The sequence below is a fragment of the Sodalis sp. (in: enterobacteria) genome (genome assembly GCF_036327475.1).
GTDB lineage: Bacteria > Pseudomonadota > Gammaproteobacteria > Enterobacterales > Enterobacteriaceae.
In genome coordinates this window covers 763,023-780,817 of the sequence record NZ_CP132913.1, presented here as the reverse complement: position 1 = coordinate 780,817, position 17,795 = coordinate 763,023, and the positions used below count along the sequence as shown (strand labels likewise).

Below are 17,795 nucleotides of genomic sequence, written 5' to 3'. Positions count from 1 at the left end.
CAAACACAATTCTGTAAAATGCTATCCGTAAGTAATAGTATTGCAACGGGTGTGCGAGCTGGCGACGCCCGCACGGCCATAGCTTAGCTTGTTTGTAACAGGCTGCCGCTATTTGAGATTTCCGCGTGGTTATAATTTTGTTCATTGTCTTCGCTGTTATTCAGATTGATTTATCGACATGGCCATAGTCTAACGAAACGCAAACGCTTTCGGTGTCAGTGCTTGTTGCCGTGTGTTCCAACTTACCTACCACTATGAAAGCGCGAAAGCCGGAAATGAAAGAGCAGAGCGTTGATATGGTCTTTAATGGTGCCGGTGTTCACGATAACGCCAGAGCGTGGAAAATCGTCATTAATACAATCATCAACCCATGAGGCGCTCCCTACCCACATTAACCAACTGACGCGTAAAACGATTGCACTTCGCCTGGATTCCTGAAAATTCATAGAATTATCAATGCACTGCGCTGATTGGAAATACCCAAATCCTGGCTCCGGAGAACAAGCCAAAAGCCTGGCAAACTGATGAGCAACCAGAAAATCGTGCCTACATGGCTGTCCAGTTGGCGACCTCGTAGGATAAATCGGTAAAGGATAAAATCCTACTGCCGCAAGGCAACAACTCAAACAAAAGAGGTCGCCTGCCTATCAGGCGTGGGTAGCTGGCGTGCTAGCAAGTAACGCTGGAGCGAAGAATGCTGGCACAGGCTTATTGGACGTGAGCGACTTAAAGGAGGAGTTGTTATCGGCGACTATGACTTTCGATACTGAGCAGCTCCTACGCGCCAGGTCGTTACTGGCTGGGCAGTGCCGGAAGTTAAGGCTTGTTTGCTAAAAGTAGCAACGCGCTGCGCTAGCCCATCCAAAACAGTTTATCATCCAGCCAAGCGACAATCGGCGCCGGGCCAGAGCTGGTCAGCCCGGACGGGTTATCGTGGCGCAAAACTGGTCCAGGGTAATTTCTAGTACAGCCGCGTCCTGCGCATTGCCCACCAACAAATTGGTCATTTTCGTCATCGGCGCGTCCATGGCGCGTCCATTACCCCGCTCTGGCTGATATCGAGGTTGCGACCGCCGCCCTGTACTGCGGTCCATCATACCGACACATATCACTTTCAGCATATCCCCTCCTTTTGCGGCATGAAGCGCAGGTTGTCGCCCGGGACGCAACAGCGTTGGCGATGCCGCCTGTGGCATGAATAGCGCCACGGTGGTATGGTCAACATATTATCAGTCACCAGGGCTTTCCAGCGGCAAGATGCCGTCTGTCCACCGCCGATGTCAACCGATCGGCGGTCATCTGCGGACTTCCCGCCAGCGCTGCGGGCGCTCTATCGCATCCAGCGCCGTGTGCTGCGCTGGGGTCAGCAGCACCGTCAGATTGTCATACCGGGAATGGCTTCGGAACGTCCTGGTGTAGCGCGATGCGCTGCGCCACGCCAAATGCGGCGCTGACTTTCCAGACTAATCGGCGGCTCCAGTTCTAGTGCCACCGCCCGCCCTCCCAACAAATAACATCGCGCTCGCTGCAACGCCACCTCCTGGAAACCAGCCTATGCCGAATTCATAATCTTACTCATTAATAGTCAATGAGCACGCGTATCCCGGGCAGCATTGTCAATGGGAGCATGGTCTGGTTTCGCCGTTACACGGGGTTGGGAATGTCGATAAAAGTAACATTAAAATCATACTGTTGTGCCAACCACTCCCCAAGCGCGCGGATCCCGCCGCGTTCGGTGGCGTGATGGCCGGCGGCATAAAAATGCAGCCCCTCTTCATGAGCAATATGAATAGTCTGCTCGGATACCTCGCCGGTAATGAACGCGTCCATCCCCGCTTGTGCCGCCATCTCGATAAATCCCTGACCGCCGCCGCTACACCAGGCCAACCGCTTTATCTGCGCCGGCCCGCCGCTGCAGTGCAGTACGCTACGTCCTAGCGTTTGTTCAAGGCGCAGGCGCAACGCTTCACTACTAATGGGTGTCACGAACTCCCCATACGGCAGCAGCGGTTCCAGACTGCCGGTCACCCGAATATCCAGCGCTGCTGCCAACTGCGCGTTATTACCCAATTCAGCATGAGTATCCAGCGGCAAATGCCAGGCATACAAATTGATATCGTTAGCCAGTAAGGTTTTCAGCCGTCGGCGTTTCATGCCGCTAATCACCGGTGACTCGTTTTTCCAGAAATAGCCATGATGGACCATGACTGCGTCGGCGCTGCACGCCAGAGCGCTATCCAGCAGCGCCTGACAGGCGGTAACGCCGATGACAATACGTTTTACTTCCTGGCGGCCCTCTACCTGTAGGCCGTTGGGTGCATAATCTTCCAGCGCGCTACTATTAAGTTTTTGATTAATCAGTTGCTCAAGCTTGGTATTTCGCATCGATTTGCCTCCCTCATCGTGGTTCTGTCCCGCGCTCTGCCACGGGCTTTGGCCGCTTCATAAGCCTCCATGGCGTGTACACGCGCTTTGCCATGATCGACGATCAGCGACGGGTATACAATCCGGCGCTCTGCGCGTCAGGCCAACGATGCGGCTGGTGCAGATAATGTCCGGCACCAGTCTTTGCCGCCGGCATCCAGCGTCGGATAAAGGCGCTGTCTGTGCCGGTAGAGACCGCCTATTGCCAGCCGCCCTCATTGGCCGCTAGATCACCATCAATAAGCTGTGACATAAAATAGCGCTCGCCCCAGCGCCAGTCGATAAGCAGATCCTTGATCAGAAAACTGGCGCTGATCATTCGCGATCGATTGTGCATCCAACCGATTTGCACCAGTTGCCGCATGGCGACATCGACAATGGGACAGCTGGCGCGGACAGCACGCTAGGCATTGAACAGGCCAGATCTTTCCGCCAGGCGACATGGCACGTCCAGATATGGCGGATGGGGGACGGCGCCGGCCAGGCCATCAGCAGATAGCGGTAAATCCTGCTATATCAATTCATTGAGCCAGGTGAAGGCGCTGCTTTCCTTAGCGTTAGCATTTGTGGCGCAGCCGCTGATAACACTGGCGCGGCGACAGCACGCCGATCGTCTCGTCAGCCAGGCGGACAGCCGGCTGGTGGCGTCTAACGCCGGAATATCGCGGCCGAGGTGATAATCCTTCAAATGTTCAAAAGGTACGCGGACGGGAGCGCCCGACCGCTTCACGGTCGGGATAGTCTTGCCCGAATGGCGTGGTGGGGTAACCAAACGGAGCGATCTCGCCCGTGTTGCCACAGGGCGCTATCGCTCGCGGTGCCGGTGCCAACAGACAGGCCGGATGGTATACTCTCTCAAGCCGGCGCAGAAAAGTGTACTAAAGGCGTATAGACCTTGTGCATCTTCTGGTTGCCGATATGGACGCTGCTCGGGCGGCTGCACGCTATCATCGAAACCCTGGCACAGCGTATCGTCGCCGATCCGTCTCTCCAGTTGCCGGTCTCGTTTCCATTCGTTAAATTCATGCTGATAGTCATAAAACAGCCGGTCCACCCACCCGATCACGCTGGCAAAACGTCGCCAGGTCATCGGCCAGATGACACAGATGTTGGCGGATAAATCCGCCTAGCACGGCTTATATCGTGATCCATCCACTGCTGCGGCGTGGCGATAAACACCGCCAGCACCCGCGCCTGAGGATCCTGACAAAACCGTATGAAGCGCAAATTATCGTGCATGCGTACGCCGTTGCGCAGCCAGACCAAATGAGTTATCACACTTCCGTAGGGTTAATGTCCGTAACGTAGCAACAGCGCTTCTGGATAGGGTTCAAATAGCGCTGTTGCGCGAACCAGGCTTATATTCGGCTATATAATTATAATTGTCGCGAGTGAGGTACTGGTAGCGGTGCGCCGGGTCGAATGCGTCAAGCAACAACCAGCGGGCCCATGCTGGCGACAAAGGAGCCAATACGCCGATACAAGGGTTTGGGTAGGCACGAATTTCACCGTTTCCGCTGACGGGCAATGACATATTGGACGCCGCTCCGCCAGGACGGGTTAAACGCAGCCAAAACGGCCAGGAGGATGCCAGGTGGTGGTGAGTACTTTTCAAGGTTGCAAAGGGAGTTTGCGAAGCGCATTCGCTTGTCATGCTGCTCGTGATAGCCTGACTAATGGCCAGAATGTGGATTCGTTGAAGCTATTGCGCCAGGCGCGGCCGTGGTGTCCCGAGGTGTAAGCTTTTGCCTGGCTTAAGCCGCAATACATAATATTGCGACATTAATTATACTATAAATTATCTGGCAGGCGGGTTTCCCGGCGCGGAGGGCGATTGACCATCGGCGCCTCTCCATTGCTAGTAAATTAAATTTAAGAGTGCCGCAAACTTCTTCTATCAGCTCCGTTGGGAGCCACATCGCCAGCATAAATATACTCAATCACACCACGTTTGCTATTGGTATTGGCAATGACCCACAAGGCGTACTGAACACCTGTTTGGGTTTAGTCTGGTAGCCGCTTGCAGTGGCGTTTGCTTGTCGCCGGCAATACATGCGGGTACGACTGTGCGGTGTTTCGGTAGACGCGAAGGCCTGCGGCGACAAGGTGTATAGGATGGTCAGCATCAGCATGAAACGATCCACCACCTTTATTGCAAAGCATAATCGTCTGAGAGCAATAATTCATGCATTGCGCGAACCCACTCGGTAGAGTACGAACAGATTCCGATTTTTCTGAGGCTTTTGTTGCAAAGTCACCGCCGTTGCGGGGGTTTACGCTTGGTCAACACCGGGGATAGCGATACAGATCTTTATCGACTTCAATAGACCTCATTGTGATCCGTTAATTTCCACATAAATCAATCGCCACGATTGTACAAGTTAAACCCAGGCAACGAACAGCACCAACCGCCGTATCTGCCAGAGGATCGGCTAGCCCGCGCACAACCCTTTTCTCTCATTACAGCGTTGGCGGCACCAAACTCATGCTAGGCTAGGGCTTTTATCCGCAGCATAAAGAAACACTATGAAATTGCATTATCAGCTGCAGGCGGCGCGACAGCCGGAAAAGGGTCTGCCGGTGGTGCCGATTCACGGTTTGTTCGTCAATCTGGACAATCTGGATATTCCAGTCCGCCGTCAACTGGGTGAAAATCATCGCGCGTTGCAAATGACTTGCGCAACCACAGCCTTTCTCCACGCCCAACCATAGGCTACGACGAAAGGCGCGAGATGTGCTGGCGTTACTGGACGCGCTGCTTATGGCCGCTGGACGTCATCTGTCATTCGCGATGGGTGGCAATGTGGCGATGATGCAATGTACGCTGGCGCCGATAGCCTATTATCGTCGCCCTAACGCGCGTCGGCGAGGCTAATGGAACAGGATATTGACGATCCGGGCACCATCAGTTTCTACTGAAATCGTTTGATCATGGGCAATGGTGTTTCGATCTTAACAATGCCTGGAAAATTACTCCGACATTATCGGCCAACAACACTGTCCATAGCTGGGGCCGATACTGTTTATCCACGAGTCCCCATACCTGGTGGTCGCTACCGAGAGACTCTACGTCAGCAATTTTCCCACGCCCATGTAGTGGCCAGATCAGGCCATTGGGTGCATGCCGAAAAACCGGAGGCGGTAGTGCGCGCCGGTGCGCATTTTCTGACGGAAGCATAAACCGGACGCGGCAGTTAGCCATTGTCGCCACCCGCTTTACTGGGGTAAAATGGTTGCTTTTTTGATGCCGGCTACATCCAGAACCGGTTAAACTAACACCGCGAAGGACACTGGCCAGGACTTAGGCCAGCCGCCGGTAACCCCGCCGCTTACGGTTGCTATTCCCTTCATCAACTATGGTAAAAGAACAAACGGACCGCACTACGCTGGATTTATTCACGGATGAATGTCGCCTGAGGAAGGCCGAAAACCAGTCTTCTTCTCGGGATGAGCGGTTCAGAATTGATAAGTGTAACCAGCCACAGCGCCACAAAGTGCGCGGGCTGCGTGGAGTTGAAAATCAATGCGCAGACGGTGGATGCGCTGAATAGATCAGCGGGATATTTTCTCGCGGTGAGCTTATCGAATTTATCCCGCTGGCTGAAGGAAAGGGGGGGTCCCGAAGCAGTGGAGAGTCATTTGTGGTGCAGATCTTGGACAGACTGATCGCTGGCCGCAGAGCAGTCCGGCGTCTGCCTGCTGCTCATCTGTGGCATGAGCGTCATGCCGGACACGGACGGCACAGCGGGAGCAATTGACGCACGCCGGCAGGTATCTCCTTAAGTGAAGGTCTGCTATCATTACCATTATCAGCTTGAGGTTGACGATTGAAGATACTTTTAATTTTATGAGGTGTTGATATTCATGGCGAGTGTAGGCATTTTCTTTGGCAGTGATACCGGCAATACCGAAAATATTGCCAAGATGATTCAAAAGCAACTAGGTACCGATGTTACTAATGTTTTTGACATCGCCAAAAGCAGCAAAGAAGATCTGGAACAGTACGACAGGCTGCTGCTTGGTATCCCGACCTGGTATTACGGTGAAGCGCAGTGCGACTGGGACGATTTTTTCCCCACGCTGGAAAATGTCGACTTCAGTGGCAAGATAGTTGCGCTGTTCGGTTGCGGCGATCAGGAAGATTACGCGGAGTATTTCTGCGACGCGATGGGCGCCATGCGGGACATTATTGAGCCTCACGGCGCCATGCTGGTCGGCCATTGGCCAACCGCCGGCTACCATTTTGAGGCGTCCAAAGGGCTGGCGGACGACGACCACTTTATTGGTCTGGCCATTGATGAAGACCGCCAGCCTGAGCTTACCGCTGAACGCATCGACGGCTGGGTCAAACAGGTTCGCGAAGAGATGAATTTGGCTTAACGCCTTACCGATGTCCAGCTCATGGACGACGTGACACCGCATTGCATGCTTGATAAATAATTCCTTACCCGCTGCGTGGACTGTAATGAAAATGAGTCTCTTTTTCATTTCTGATCGTGAGTTCTATAATGGAGACAGTGATACATTTCGGGCCGACGATTGTTATAGGCTATGTTAGTTATAACTTGATTATTAAGTAACAGGACCAAATCCGCATGACTGACAATAACATCGCATTAAAGAAGGCCGGCCTGAAAGTGACCCTTCCAAGGCTTAAAATCCTGGAAGTATTACAAGACCAGGAATGCCACCACATCAGTGCGGAGGATCTGTATAAAAAACTGATCGATATGGGTGAGGAAATCGGGTTGGGCACCGTTTACCGCGTACTCAATCAATTCGATGATGCCGGCATTGTCACCCGCCATAACTTTGAGGGCGGTAAATCGGTTTTCGAGCTCACCCAGCAACGCCATCACGATCACCTGATTTGTCTGGATTGCGGCAAGGTCATCGAATTTCGCGATGAGTTTATCGAGGCACGCCAGCGCAACATCGCGAAAAAGCACAATATTAAACTGACCAACCACAGCCTCTATCTTTATGGCCATTGCGCGGAAGGCGACTGCCGTGAAGATGAAACTTTGCATGCATGACATAGACGATCCGAACGTCGTAAAATTCTGATACCCCCTACACCGTCAGGTTACCGCCATACAATCATGACCTGTATACACCCCATACACCACCTTGCTGTCTATTTTTCCGAATTAGTCTTTCACCCAATAACCTAAGAAGTTAACTTCTTAGGTTATTGGCAGTGGGCTTATATGCCGATAAATCATTATCAGGCCTTAGCCTGACCCTACCCTCAAAACTGGGGTATCCTGCAACCCCTCCTCTGCCGCCCACGGCTGTGGCATCACTGGAAGCCTCTCCCACCGTGCGAGCGCCGCTCACGTCTGAACCCAACGGCGTAAGGCAAGTAAAATAGTTACGCCAAAACACAACGGCAAGGAGTTCACTCCCGTACCGTCACGCGCCAGCAAAACGCCCAACACGACACTGTGACCGGTGAATGCCCGACCAACAAGCAACCCGGGCTCCCGCCTAGACGGCTATACAACCCACAACGCGATACCGCGCTCGATGCTGCATACCCGTCTAGGCGGGAGCCCTCATCGCCGGTGACCCTCAAAAGTCCGCAAAATCCCGTCGCGGCAGTGGTGAGCTAAGCTCCACCACGGACGACGAAACCTTTACCGTTGACGGCACGCACCCAAGGCGATAGTTCTCTCTTGTATGCGCAAATCGATCATGAGGCCCTGCCCACGTTTCGCCCAACGTGGTATCACGTTCGTTCCCTGCGACAAAACCGTTTACACCGCTCTGCACGGTCCTTAGCCCCCATCTCTGACGCCTATAGCTCCCAAAAGGAGAGGGTGCATTCCTGGATCCATTTTGGCGTCGAGAGAAAAACATGCGGTGTTCGAAGCGTTGACATCCCGCGTTAAGCAACTGGTGGGTGACGAGGTGAACCCGTGCAAATATGCACCCCGATGCATTTTAGATAGCAGCTACATCTTGGCCACAAACCCAGCCATTATCAGCCACGCCTTAGGCACACAATTCGCGCGCCTAACCCGTAACGCCCCTCCTGCGCCAGAAACGAAAAAATCACGGCGCGGGGATGGGTAAGATCACATCCAGGCTTTATCGGCCCAGGTGTCGCGCAGCCCCACAGTACGGTTGAACACCGGATGGGAGGAGCTGGAGTAGCGGCTGTCAGCGCAAAAATAGCCTTCGCGCTCAAACTGAAAAGGTTCATCCGCACTGGCTGTCGGCACGCTGGCTTCGACAAAGCCCTGACGAATAACCAGCGAATCCGGGTTCAGAGTAGAGAGGAGATCTTCCGCTACTGCCGGGTTGGCCTCACTAAACAACCGGTCATACAGACGAAACTCTGCCGCAATGCCGCGAGTGGCCGATACCCAGTGGATCACACCTTTCACCTTGCGTCCGTCGGCGGAATCTTTACTTAACGTATCGGGATCGTGACGGCAGATGATGGTGGTGATCTGCCCATTGGTATCTTTTTCTACGCGCCCAGCCCTAATCACATAGGCATTGCGCAGGCGGACTTCCTTACCCAGCACTAAACGTTTGTATTGCTTGTTGGCTTCTTCACGAAAATCGGCACGATCGATATAGATTTCGCGGCTGAACGCGACCTGGCGGATCCCCATCTCCGGTTTATTGGGATGGTTTGGCATCGTGATATTCTGTTCATACCCCGCCGGCAGGCTTTCGATGACTACCCGTACGGGGTCGATCACCGCCATGGCGCGCGGCGCGCGCTTGTTTAAGTCTTCGCGAATACAGGCTTCCAACGCGGCCATCTCCACATTATTGTCCTGCTTTGTCACACCGATGCGGCGACAGAATTCGCGAATCGAAGCTGCCGTATAGCCGCGGCGGCGCAGACCGGAAATGGTCGGCATACGCGGATCGTCCCAGCCATCGACAATTTTTTCCGTCACCAGCAGATTCAGCTTACGCTTGGACATAATGGCGTATTCGAGATTCAGTCTGGAAAATTCATATTGCCGGGGATGCGCATCAATGGTGATATTATTCAGCACCCAATCATACAGCCGACGATTATCCTGAAATTCCAGGGTGCATAACGAATGGGTTATTCCTTCCAGCGCATCGGAGATACAGTGGGTAAAGTCATACATCGGATAAATGCACCAGGCGTTGCCGGTCTGATAATGACCGGCGAATTTAATGCGGTACAGCACCGGGTCGCGCATTACCATAAACGGCGATGCCATATCGATTTTCGCCCGCAGGCAAGCGCTGCCCTCAGCGAATTCGCCGTTGCGCATTTTGGCGAAGAGCGCACGGTTTTCTTCCACGCTGCGATCCCGATAGGGACTGTCTTTACCCGAGCGCGTCAGCGTGCCGCGATATTCGCGAATTTCATCCGGCGATAATTGATCGACATAGGCCAGCCCTTTGTCGATAAGCTCTAATGCATAGTCATGTAACTGGTCGAAATAATCTGAGGAGTAGTGAATGTCACCGCTCCAGTTGAAACCCAACCACTGCACGTCATATTTGATGGAATCAACATATTCCCCGTTCTCTTTCACGGGATTGGTATCGTCGAAACGTAAGTTGCATTTGCCATGATAATCCTGGGCGATGCCGAAATTGAGGCAAATGGACTTTGCATGGCCGATATGCAAATAGCCATTTGGCTCCGGCGGAAAACGGGTATGCACCGATGTATACTTCCCAGAAGCCAGATCTTCGTCGATAATTTGACGAATAAAATTAGTTGGGAGGGCTTCAGCCTTACTCATGTTGATATTCCTCTACACAACAGCACGACATTCATTGCTCTTATGTTCCAACATGCCACGCCAGGACACAATCGCTTGTTAGAGAAATTCTCCATTACGGTTTACCGGAACGGCCGGTTGGTGCGGTTAAGGCATCGCGCGAGGCGAGGAAAAGACAGAACAGAAAACGCCCGGCCCTCTAACGTGGTAGCACAGGGGCGTGAACAAATGATTGCTGATAACGCCGCGGCCCGCTGGCGTTGCGCCACGTTGCCGCTTATCGGGCACGATTACTTGCCGGAAAATCCGGCTTTGACCACCCACTACCATGGTATTATCGGTAGCGGTCAGTGCGCCGAGCTCCTCCATGTCACTCAAGACCGCCGGGCTTATCATTGAGCGCGCGTTAGCGTTCAAGTAGAGTAAGGTCCAGCTACAGAATAGGCTGTTCTTCCGCAGCTAAACGGCTGCGGCAGCGTGCGGTTCAACGACAGCCTGGAAGCGTTGTCTATCGAAACGCTGGAAACAATGCAGGCCGTCCCAACCAGCGCTCTGGCCGCACCAGTTTCCTGCCGACCCCGAGATTACCAGTACCGATGATTTATGCGTCTGGCGATGGAAGTGATGCGTGCTTTTGGCGCAGCATAAAAGGCGTGGGGTTGCGTTTAGAAGACCCGTATCTCAGCCCGGCCAGAAAGGCACCCATGACCTGGCGTTAATGCATGCGCCAACGGAAGAGATGGTAGAATTTCCTTGCGCGAACAGCGATGTGATCAGCAAAACAGCCCTAAGCCGATGGATCCCGGGCGATCCATCGGCTTAGGGCTGTCGGTATTCGTGTTGCCATTGATCATTCTGACGCCACCTATAATCAGGCCAAGACGGGGTTTGCCGCTGGCGTCAGCTTCGCTACCCATCTGTTTAACGCTATGTCGCCGCTGGTCTCACGCGAACCGGAGGATCATCGGCGCCCTGTTCGAGGTCCCGAAATTTACTGTAACATTATCTCCGACGGCCTTCACGTAAACCGGGCCAACGTGCGTAACGCCAAACGCATCAAGGGCGATCACCTGGTGTTGGTCATCGATGTTACCGCCTCGACCGGGGCCGAGAATATTGATCGGTTCATTTTTGCCAGCGAAACAATATACTATCGCCATGACCTGTGCACAGATGGGCGCGGTACCTTCAGCGGCTCGGCGCTTACCATGATTGAAGTGGCGCATAATAATGTCGAATATGCCGGTATTGCGCTGGATGAAGCGTTGCGCATGGCCGCCCTTTACCCGGCACAGGCGATAGGCGTGGATGCGAGGTTAGGGACGCTGACGGTGGGCAAAATCGCCAATTTAAGCACTTTCATACCTGCGATTATAAAATCAGCAAAATTATCGTTCACGGCAAAAAAGTTTGGCCATGAGCGAGTAAGCGATGACACCGAACGAACAGATCCCGATAGGCAGGCAATATTGACCTTGTTAAATAATTGAATAGCGCGGCGATCTACCGTCTCATCGATCAAGTGAGGCCTATTTCCCGCATCCAGATAGTCGAACAGAGTCAGCTCGCGCCCGCCAGAATCAGAAAGATTACCTACCAAGGGCTGGCGCGGCTTGATTCGCGACGTGGATCAGTGAGCGTCCACCGGCGGCAGACGGGCGATCTCTATCGTGGCAGAGACCCGCGCCTTCCAGGCTATTAGCGTGCACCTCGGCTGGCATGATGCGACGATCATGTTCTATGATTTGATCGGCAAGGCCCTGATGGAGGCGTGCTTTCCGCTTTCGCAGCGGACACAGCAGACCTTAGAGCTGGCGCTCATGGAGGAGGCTATCGCCGACTTCTCGAACAGGTGCAACGTAAAATCCGCGAGCTTATTGCTATCTCGGTGATTTTACCGGGCTGGTCGATCCCTTCTCCGGCATTATCCGCTACGTGCACCATATCCAGGTTTACCATTTATCCTTGATCGAGCAGTTTAGAACAGCGCTTCAATCTTACCGCGTTTGTAGGCTATGAAATACGCAGTTTGGTGCTGGCGAAGCACTATTTTAGTACAATCCAGGACTGCGCCGATTCTATTTTAGTACGTCTGCACCGCGGTATTGGTACGGGGATTTTGATTAATGGCAAGATATTCCTTGGCAGCAACCGGCAACGTCGGTGAAATGGGCCATATTCAGGCCGACTTTGGCTGTCTGAAAACCATTGCCGCCAATGTCGCAATAGAGCAACAGGTGCAACGGGTGCGTCTGTTGCTCATCCATGGTTATGCTAGGAAACTGACGGCAGACAACTGTCAGATAAAACCACCAGCAGGCAGCCAACCGCTGCGACTGGCTTGTGGTGGAAGTCATCGAACAAGTGGGGCGCCAATTAAGTAAAGTAATCACCATGAGCATCAACCTGCTCAATCCGCAAAAGTGGTTCTGACAGGTGAAATCGCTGCAGCTCACAAAATTTTGCTACCGGTGTGCAGCGCTGTATCGACAATCAAGTACTGCAAGCCTTCCGGCAAGGTTCCGGTGTTATACGCGCTACGCTTAACGGTGTTCCGCTAAGTAGTTGTTGAAAAACGATTCGCGCATGCACAGCTGATCTACTCAAACGCGGCGCGTGGCGCGGTGCGGACATTGCTTTTTGGCCAAAGATTGCAACATCGTTGCACCTTACCTTAAGGACCGCCTAGCGACGCGGCCCTGACCAGCTTGCTCCGTGATGCTTTTCCATTCCATCGTTCAGATGGCCCGTTTGACCTGTGGGTCATGGCCCGCCGGAGGTAAAACCATTCTCGAATTCGCGATGAACGTGCTTTTTCTTCTGCTTTGTGCTGTTTATGTAATTTACCATTTTATTAGATATTATTTGTCTGATAGTGTTTAGCGTAAATATTGAATTGTTAGACCGTTCTGGTGCTAAATCGTTGCTTAACGTAACGGCGCAATCGGCGACCGCCGGGATTGATCATGAGGAAAAAGCTATGTGTTCTATTTTTGGGGTACTGGATCTGAAGACCGATCCGGTCGAACTACGTAAACAGGCGTTGGAATGCTCCCGCTTGATGCGTCATCGCGGCCCAGACTGGTCCGGTGTCTATGCGAGCGATAAAGCGATATTAGCCCATGAGCGTCTGTCTATCGTCGACGTCAATACCGGCGCTCAACCTCTTTATAACGCGGCGCACACCCATGTACTGGAGGCCAATGGTGAGATCTATAATCATCAGCTTATCCGCGAACAGCTAGGCAATCGCTACGCTTTTCAAACCGGTTCCGATTGTGAGGTAATCCTGGCTCTATATCAGGAAAAAGGTCCGGAATTTTTGGATGAACTGCGCGGCATGTTCGCTTTTATTCTGTACGACACGGAAAAAGACGCCTATTTGATCAGCCGTGATCACATGGGAATCATTCCTCTGTATACGGGTCATGACGAGCACGGTAACTTGTACGTCGCATCGGAAATGAAAGCGCTTGTTCCGGTCTGCCGCGCGCTACAGGAATTTCCTCCTGGCCACTATCTCTGGAGTCAGGACGGCAAAATGCGCCAGTACTATCAGCGTGATTGGTTCGATTATGATCGGGTGAAGGACAATGTTACCGATAAGGCGGCGCTAAAGGCGGCACTTGAGGAGTCGGTGAAAAGCCATCTGATGTCCGACGTGCCTTACGGGGTACTCTTGTCCGGCGGGCTTGATTCTTCCATTATCTCCGCTATCACAAAAAAATACGCCACCCGCCGGGTAGAGGGCCGGGCCAAAAGCGAAGCCTGGTGGCCGCAATTGCACTCCTTCGCCGTGGGCCTGGAAGGATCGCCCGACCTGAGCGCCGCCAGTAAAGTGGCGGCGGCACTAGGCACGGTGCACCATGAAATCCATTTCACGCTGCAAGAAGGGCTGGACGCGATTCGCGACGTGATTTACCACGTCGAAACCTATGATATCACCACCATTCGCGCTTCGACTCCAATGTATTTAATGTCGCGCAAGATTAAAGCGATGGGCATTAAAATGGTCCTATCCGGCGAAGGAGCCGATGAAGTTTTCGGCGGATACCTCTATTTCCACAAGGCGCCGAACGCGAAAGAGTTCCACGAAGAGTTGGTGCGTAAGCTACAGGCTCTGCATATGTATGACTGCGCCAGAGCCAACAAAGCGATGTCCGCGTGGGGCGTTGAAGCGCGTGTTCCATTCCTGGATAAGCAATTCCTGGACATGGCCATGCGAATCAACCCGCAGGATAAGATGTGCGGCAACGGTAAAATTGAAAAACACGTTTTGCGCGAGTGCTTCGCCGATTACCTGCCGGAAAGCGTCGCCTGGCGGCAAAAAGAGCAGTTCTCCGACGGCGTGGGTTACAGCTGGATCGATAGCCTGAAAGCCATCGCCGCGGAGCAAATCAGCGATCGGCAGTTGGCCAATGCGCATTTCCGTTTTCCGCACAACACGCCCACTTCCAAAGAAGGTTATCTGTACCGGGAAATGTTTGAAGCGCTGTTCCCACTACCGAGCGCCGCGGAATGCGTCCCGGGCGGTCCATCCGTGGCCTGTTCTTCCGCCAAGGCTATTGAATGGGATAACTCCTTCAAAAAAATGGACGATCCCTCCGGTCGTGCGGTGAACGTACACGCTTTAGCCTATTGACGAGCGGCCGCCCGCCAATCTGTCGAGCAGGCCGCAGGTGGGTGGCCACTAGGCCTCTGCCCTCGACGTAGGTCGGCAGCCAGCGGAACTCCCATCGCCGTAGGGCATGCTGAGCTTCCGCTGACGTTTTCATGAGGCGAGGTGGTGTCGCTTGTGGTTTGCCCTAACGCCAGCCCATTGCCGCGCCAGTCTGCGCTAGGGCGGCGAGCTTATCTCGTGCTGAGCTTCGTTCGTGGGTAATTCCACCCCCAGCGAACAGGAGCTCTGCCGCCCACGTTAATCGTCCTTGTTACCCTAGTCAAATTACCCTAATGCCGACCCGCGATTTACGCCAGGGAGCACGGAAAATCATTGCGTTAGTCATTTTATCGTCAGGTTGTTCATAGCCGGACAAACTGGCCCGCGCAATGCCTGTTTAGCGAAATAAAGGGGTTGACTGAAGTTCGTTAACTCCGCATAATGCGCCCCGCGAATGTAGGGCATGCGGAAAGTTGGCTACGTAGCTCAGCCGGTTAGAGCACAGCACTCATAATGCTGGGGTCACAGGTTCGAATCCCGTCGTAGCCACCACGCTTTGCGGGAGTGGCGAAATTGGTAGACGCACCAGATTTAGGTTCTGGCGCCGCAAGGTGTGCGAGTTCAAGTCTCGCCTCCCGCACCATTGTTTCCGTTAACAGCAAATGGGGTATAGCCAAGCGGTAAGGCAGCGGGTTTTGATCCCGCCACGCCCAGGTTCGAATCCTGGTACCCCAGCCAGAACATCACGTAAAATTGGGGTATCGCCAAGCGGTAAGGCACCGGATTCTGATTCCGGCATCCCCAGGTTCGAATCCTGGTACCCCAGCCATATCTAGCCCGCTCAGGCTGTAATATAGAGAACGCTCCTTCGTAAGCGTTCTTATAGCTTAATATATTGAAATTAATATAATTTAATTTCATTGTGTTCATTAATGTCCATCTTTGTTCTCAAAGCCCCGTTTTTTCGAGGCTGCATTTTGAAAATCTTTTAAACGCTTATGATTTGAGGTGGGCTAGTTGAATTGTAACAAGTTTTGAGGAGTGTTGCGGGGAACAATCTACTGTGGCAGGCAAATAGGGCGTGTAAAAGTTTCATGCGTACTGAAGGGTGTACCCACAATTGAGGTTGGTATATGGACTGCGATGCTCTTTCATCGTGGTAGTAAGGTAGTGGTTGGTTCGGGCATGTGCGGACTAATTGTAAAAGACTAATGCATCGCGACGTGAGTACTCCCGATCACACGCGCGACAGACGAGCAGCGGTGAAGGAATTAACTATATTAATTATTCCATCGATAACTTAATCCTCTACCGAGCGCAGTATGTTTCACCGTAAACAGCATTCAGGCGGCCTGGTCGCTTTCTCGTTTAAAGCCGCTGACCTTGACTTTCATTCCAGGGAAGTCTCGGCACAGCTGCGTGCGAGAGTGACAGAGAAGGCGGCGCCGCGGCGTTGCAGCCGCTCCTAATCGCTCTCTAGCCGCTCGTCGGCATCGTGTTTTGAGGCGTAGGTGTGGTGCAGAACCAGTACGCTTCCCTCACTACCTTACTAGATAATCACCTTGCTTTTCTTCGTTGAAGAACGGTTTTTCCGTTCACGTTTGATGCTTGGTCCTCGGATTTGGCTAGTGCGCCACCACGCCGGATAAGCGTCGCGACAGTGAGCGTTTTGACTACATTGCCAACGTAGTATTATACTATGAGTCTTCACGCTGGACATTAAAAGTGGGGCGTGAAGTTGGCGCTGCGGGCGTGAGGATCCCCTTTGCTCGATTTCATCAACAGTAAAGCTGCCTTTGTATACCAGCCCGGTTTATTTCCAGCCGCGAGATAGGGCAACGTTGTTCAATATCCCAGCTGGTCCACCTCAAAGCCACGATTATCAGTAAGGGTATGACATCAGGCGGTGCGCTATGTTATGTTACCAGTGCGTAATCGCCTTTGTTGGGCGGCCCGCTGTTTAGCTTTGGCAAATTCTTGTCACTGCCTTAATCGCTTCTCCAGCGTCCCGCTAGGTCAACCGTAGTTTTCCCGCTGATTTGGCTGGACAGCTTGAGCTGGCTGAGCATCAAGCGATCTGCGCAACAGCACGTCGTAGATAGCGATCAGACTTGCAGCGTTAAGCTGGCGCTATGGCTTGTCAATCAGCGTGAAAAGCGTCGAGCCGTAGTCCTGGCGCATAACCAGACTACCAGTGGATGTTTGCAGCAGTCGAACACTGACTGACAGAATACCGTTAACTTCTTTCTATCTCAATTCTATGATGTAAGACAATTTTGGCGATAAACCATCATCAATGGTCCAATTAATTTTCAAGGTGTAAGATAACAGTTCAGTAGGAATTACATCTATTTCTGGTGCTTTTGTTGGTTTAAGTCTCTCATCGAATTCTAAATTTGATTTCTTTTTTGTTCAAAATCACTACCAGTAATGAACTTGATATTAGTATTGCTGTTGACAGACTCAGTATTCAATGTTCTTGGCCAACCAGCCGCTATTGCTCTATAATCAAAGTTTTTCCCAAGAACCATCTGAATGAATTTAAAATGTTATCCATAAACACCTTATTACCTACTGTGACGTATGCAAGCCTATACTTTCTACACCAAAGCAATTTGGATATAATATAGTGCATTCGTATTCTATAGGCTTACACCAGGTGTAGTTTCTATCCAACACAGGGAATATTTTATTATAAGCAAATTAACCCCCTCAAATAATATTTTATTTTTGATATAAATACCTGAATAACTTCATTTTCCGAAAGTAAGAATTACATGTAGACCAGTATATATGGCATCCCTTTAGAAGGGATATATTGTTCTGTGTAAATCAGCTCTGCATATGCTGATTTAAATATTGAAATGTTAGATTTTGGCAAAGCGTTCACTCTGCCATCCACTGATTTTATCCACTCTTTAGAGACGTCGGCACTTAATAGACTTCCTGTTCTGTATCTCGTCACTGTACGGGTCGATTCA

The 17,795-nt window shown here is 52.2% G+C and carries 14 protein-coding genes, 4 tRNA genes and 4 pseudogenes; 15 read left to right on the top strand and 7 right to left on the bottom strand.

The window, feature by feature from the left end:
- Positions 1-254 precede the first annotated feature (254 nt).
- Positions 255-374 carry an IS1-like element transposase gene (locus GPOALKHO_RS04295; RefSeq protein ID WP_406703154.1) on the top strand — a complete coding sequence of 40 codons (120 nt, stop codon included), beginning with the start codon at positions 255-257 and terminating at the stop codon, positions 372-374.
- A 540-nt stretch (positions 375-914) separates the two neighbouring features.
- On the opposite strand, the gene GPOALKHO_RS04290 is transcribed toward GPOALKHO_RS04295, so the two are convergent.
- The 6 genes and pseudogenes from GPOALKHO_RS04290 to GPOALKHO_RS04265 form a co-directional block, all read right to left on the bottom strand.
- Complete coding sequence (locus GPOALKHO_RS04290; RefSeq protein WP_406703152.1) at positions 915-1,121, bottom strand: hypothetical protein; 207 nt, start codon at positions 1,119-1,121, stop codon at positions 915-917.
- 186 nt (positions 1,122-1,307) lie between these two features.
- Positions 1,308-1,531, bottom strand: a pseudogene (locus GPOALKHO_RS04285) (hypothetical protein); the annotation flags it as partial.
- 113 nt (positions 1,532-1,644) lie between these two features.
- Positions 1,645-2,385, bottom strand: coding sequence for a type 2 GTP cyclohydrolase I (locus tag GPOALKHO_RS04280; RefSeq protein WP_406703150.1), 741 nt, complete (start codon positions 2,383-2,385; stop codon positions 1,645-1,647).
- Positions 2,358-3,702: pseudogene (locus GPOALKHO_RS04275) on the bottom strand (FAD-binding domain-containing protein). The gene GPOALKHO_RS04280 and the pseudogene GPOALKHO_RS04275 overlap by 28 nt, the downstream one beginning before the upstream one ends.
- 52 nt (positions 3,703-3,754) lie before the next feature.
- Positions 3,755-4,078, bottom strand: coding sequence for a hypothetical protein (locus GPOALKHO_RS04270; RefSeq protein ID WP_406703148.1), 324 nt, complete (start codon positions 4,076-4,078; stop codon positions 3,755-3,757).
- Between the two features lie 286 nt (positions 4,079-4,364).
- Complete coding sequence (locus tag GPOALKHO_RS04265) at positions 4,365-4,550, bottom strand: hypothetical protein (protein ID WP_406703381.1); 186 nt, start codon at positions 4,548-4,550, stop codon at positions 4,365-4,367.
- Positions 4,551-4,950: 400 nt separating this feature from the next.
- Here GPOALKHO_RS04265 and GPOALKHO_RS04260 point away from each other — a divergent pair, with 400 nt between their 5' ends.
- The 6 genes and pseudogenes from GPOALKHO_RS04260 to fur all read left to right on the top strand — a co-directional run bounded on the left by GPOALKHO_RS04260 (position 4,951) and on the right by fur (position 7,460).
- On the top strand, positions 4,951-5,136 hold the full coding sequence (locus GPOALKHO_RS04260) for a hypothetical protein (protein ID WP_406703146.1): 186 nt from the start codon (positions 4,951-4,953) through the stop codon (positions 5,134-5,136).
- 22 nt (positions 5,137-5,158) lie between these two features.
- Positions 5,159-5,299, top strand: coding sequence for a hypothetical protein (locus GPOALKHO_RS04255; RefSeq protein ID WP_406703144.1), 141 nt, complete (start codon positions 5,159-5,161; stop codon positions 5,297-5,299).
- 56 nt (positions 5,300-5,355) lie between these two features.
- Entirely contained in the window at positions 5,356-5,604 is a 249-nt protein-coding gene (locus tag GPOALKHO_RS04250; protein WP_406703143.1) for a hypothetical protein, read from the top strand.
- A 176-nt stretch (positions 5,605-5,780) separates the two neighbouring features.
- A pseudogene (gene ybfE / locus GPOALKHO_RS04245) lies at positions 5,781-6,090 on the top strand (LexA regulated protein).
- 198 nt (positions 6,091-6,288) lie between these two features.
- Entirely contained in the window at positions 6,289-6,804 is a 516-nt protein-coding gene (fldA, locus tag GPOALKHO_RS04240) for a flavodoxin FldA (protein ID WP_406703141.1), read from the top strand.
- A 215-nt stretch (positions 6,805-7,019) separates the two neighbouring features.
- On the top strand, positions 7,020-7,460 hold the full coding sequence (gene fur / locus GPOALKHO_RS04235) for a ferric iron uptake transcriptional regulator (RefSeq protein ID WP_406703140.1): 441 nt from the start codon (positions 7,020-7,022) through the stop codon (positions 7,458-7,460).
- A 1,044-nt stretch (positions 7,461-8,504) separates the two neighbouring features.
- On the opposite strand, the gene glnS is transcribed toward fur, so the two are convergent.
- Complete coding sequence (gene glnS, locus GPOALKHO_RS04230) at positions 8,505-10,175, bottom strand: glutamine--tRNA ligase (RefSeq protein WP_406703139.1); 1,671 nt, start codon at positions 10,173-10,175, stop codon at positions 8,505-8,507.
- Positions 10,176-10,217: 42 nt separating this feature from the next.
- On the opposite strand from glnS, the gene GPOALKHO_RS04225 reads away from it, so the two are divergent.
- The 8 genes and pseudogenes from GPOALKHO_RS04225 (at position 10,218) to GPOALKHO_RS04190 (ending at position 15,643) form a co-directional block, all read left to right on the top strand.
- Entirely contained in the window at positions 10,218-10,553 is a 336-nt protein-coding gene (locus GPOALKHO_RS04225; protein ID WP_406703138.1) for a hypothetical protein, read from the top strand.
- Positions 10,554-10,963: 410 nt separating this feature from the next.
- Positions 10,964-11,644: an amidohydrolase family protein gene (locus GPOALKHO_RS04220; RefSeq protein WP_406703379.1), complete on the top strand. Its 681-nt coding sequence runs from the start codon at positions 10,964-10,966 to the stop codon at positions 11,642-11,644.
- A pseudogene (locus GPOALKHO_RS04215) lies at positions 11,641-12,726 on the top strand (ROK family protein). The gene GPOALKHO_RS04220 and the pseudogene GPOALKHO_RS04215 overlap by 4 nt, the downstream one beginning before the upstream one ends.
- A 408-nt stretch (positions 12,727-13,134) precedes the next feature.
- Positions 13,135-14,796, top strand: coding sequence for an asparagine synthase B (gene asnB / locus GPOALKHO_RS04210; RefSeq protein ID WP_406703378.1), 1,662 nt, complete (start codon positions 13,135-13,137; stop codon positions 14,794-14,796).
- Between the two features lie 493 nt (positions 14,797-15,289).
- Positions 15,290-15,366: transfer RNA gene (locus GPOALKHO_RS04205), tRNA-Met, on the top strand.
- Between the two features lie 6 nt (positions 15,367-15,372).
- A tRNA-Leu gene (locus GPOALKHO_RS04200) sits at positions 15,373-15,457 on the top strand.
- A 20-nt stretch (positions 15,458-15,477) separates the two neighbouring features.
- Positions 15,478-15,552 (top strand) — tRNA-Gln (locus tag GPOALKHO_RS04195).
- A gap of 16 nt (positions 15,553-15,568) precedes the next feature.
- A tRNA-Gln gene (locus GPOALKHO_RS04190) sits at positions 15,569-15,643 on the top strand.
- Positions 15,644-17,795 lie beyond the last annotated feature (2,152 nt).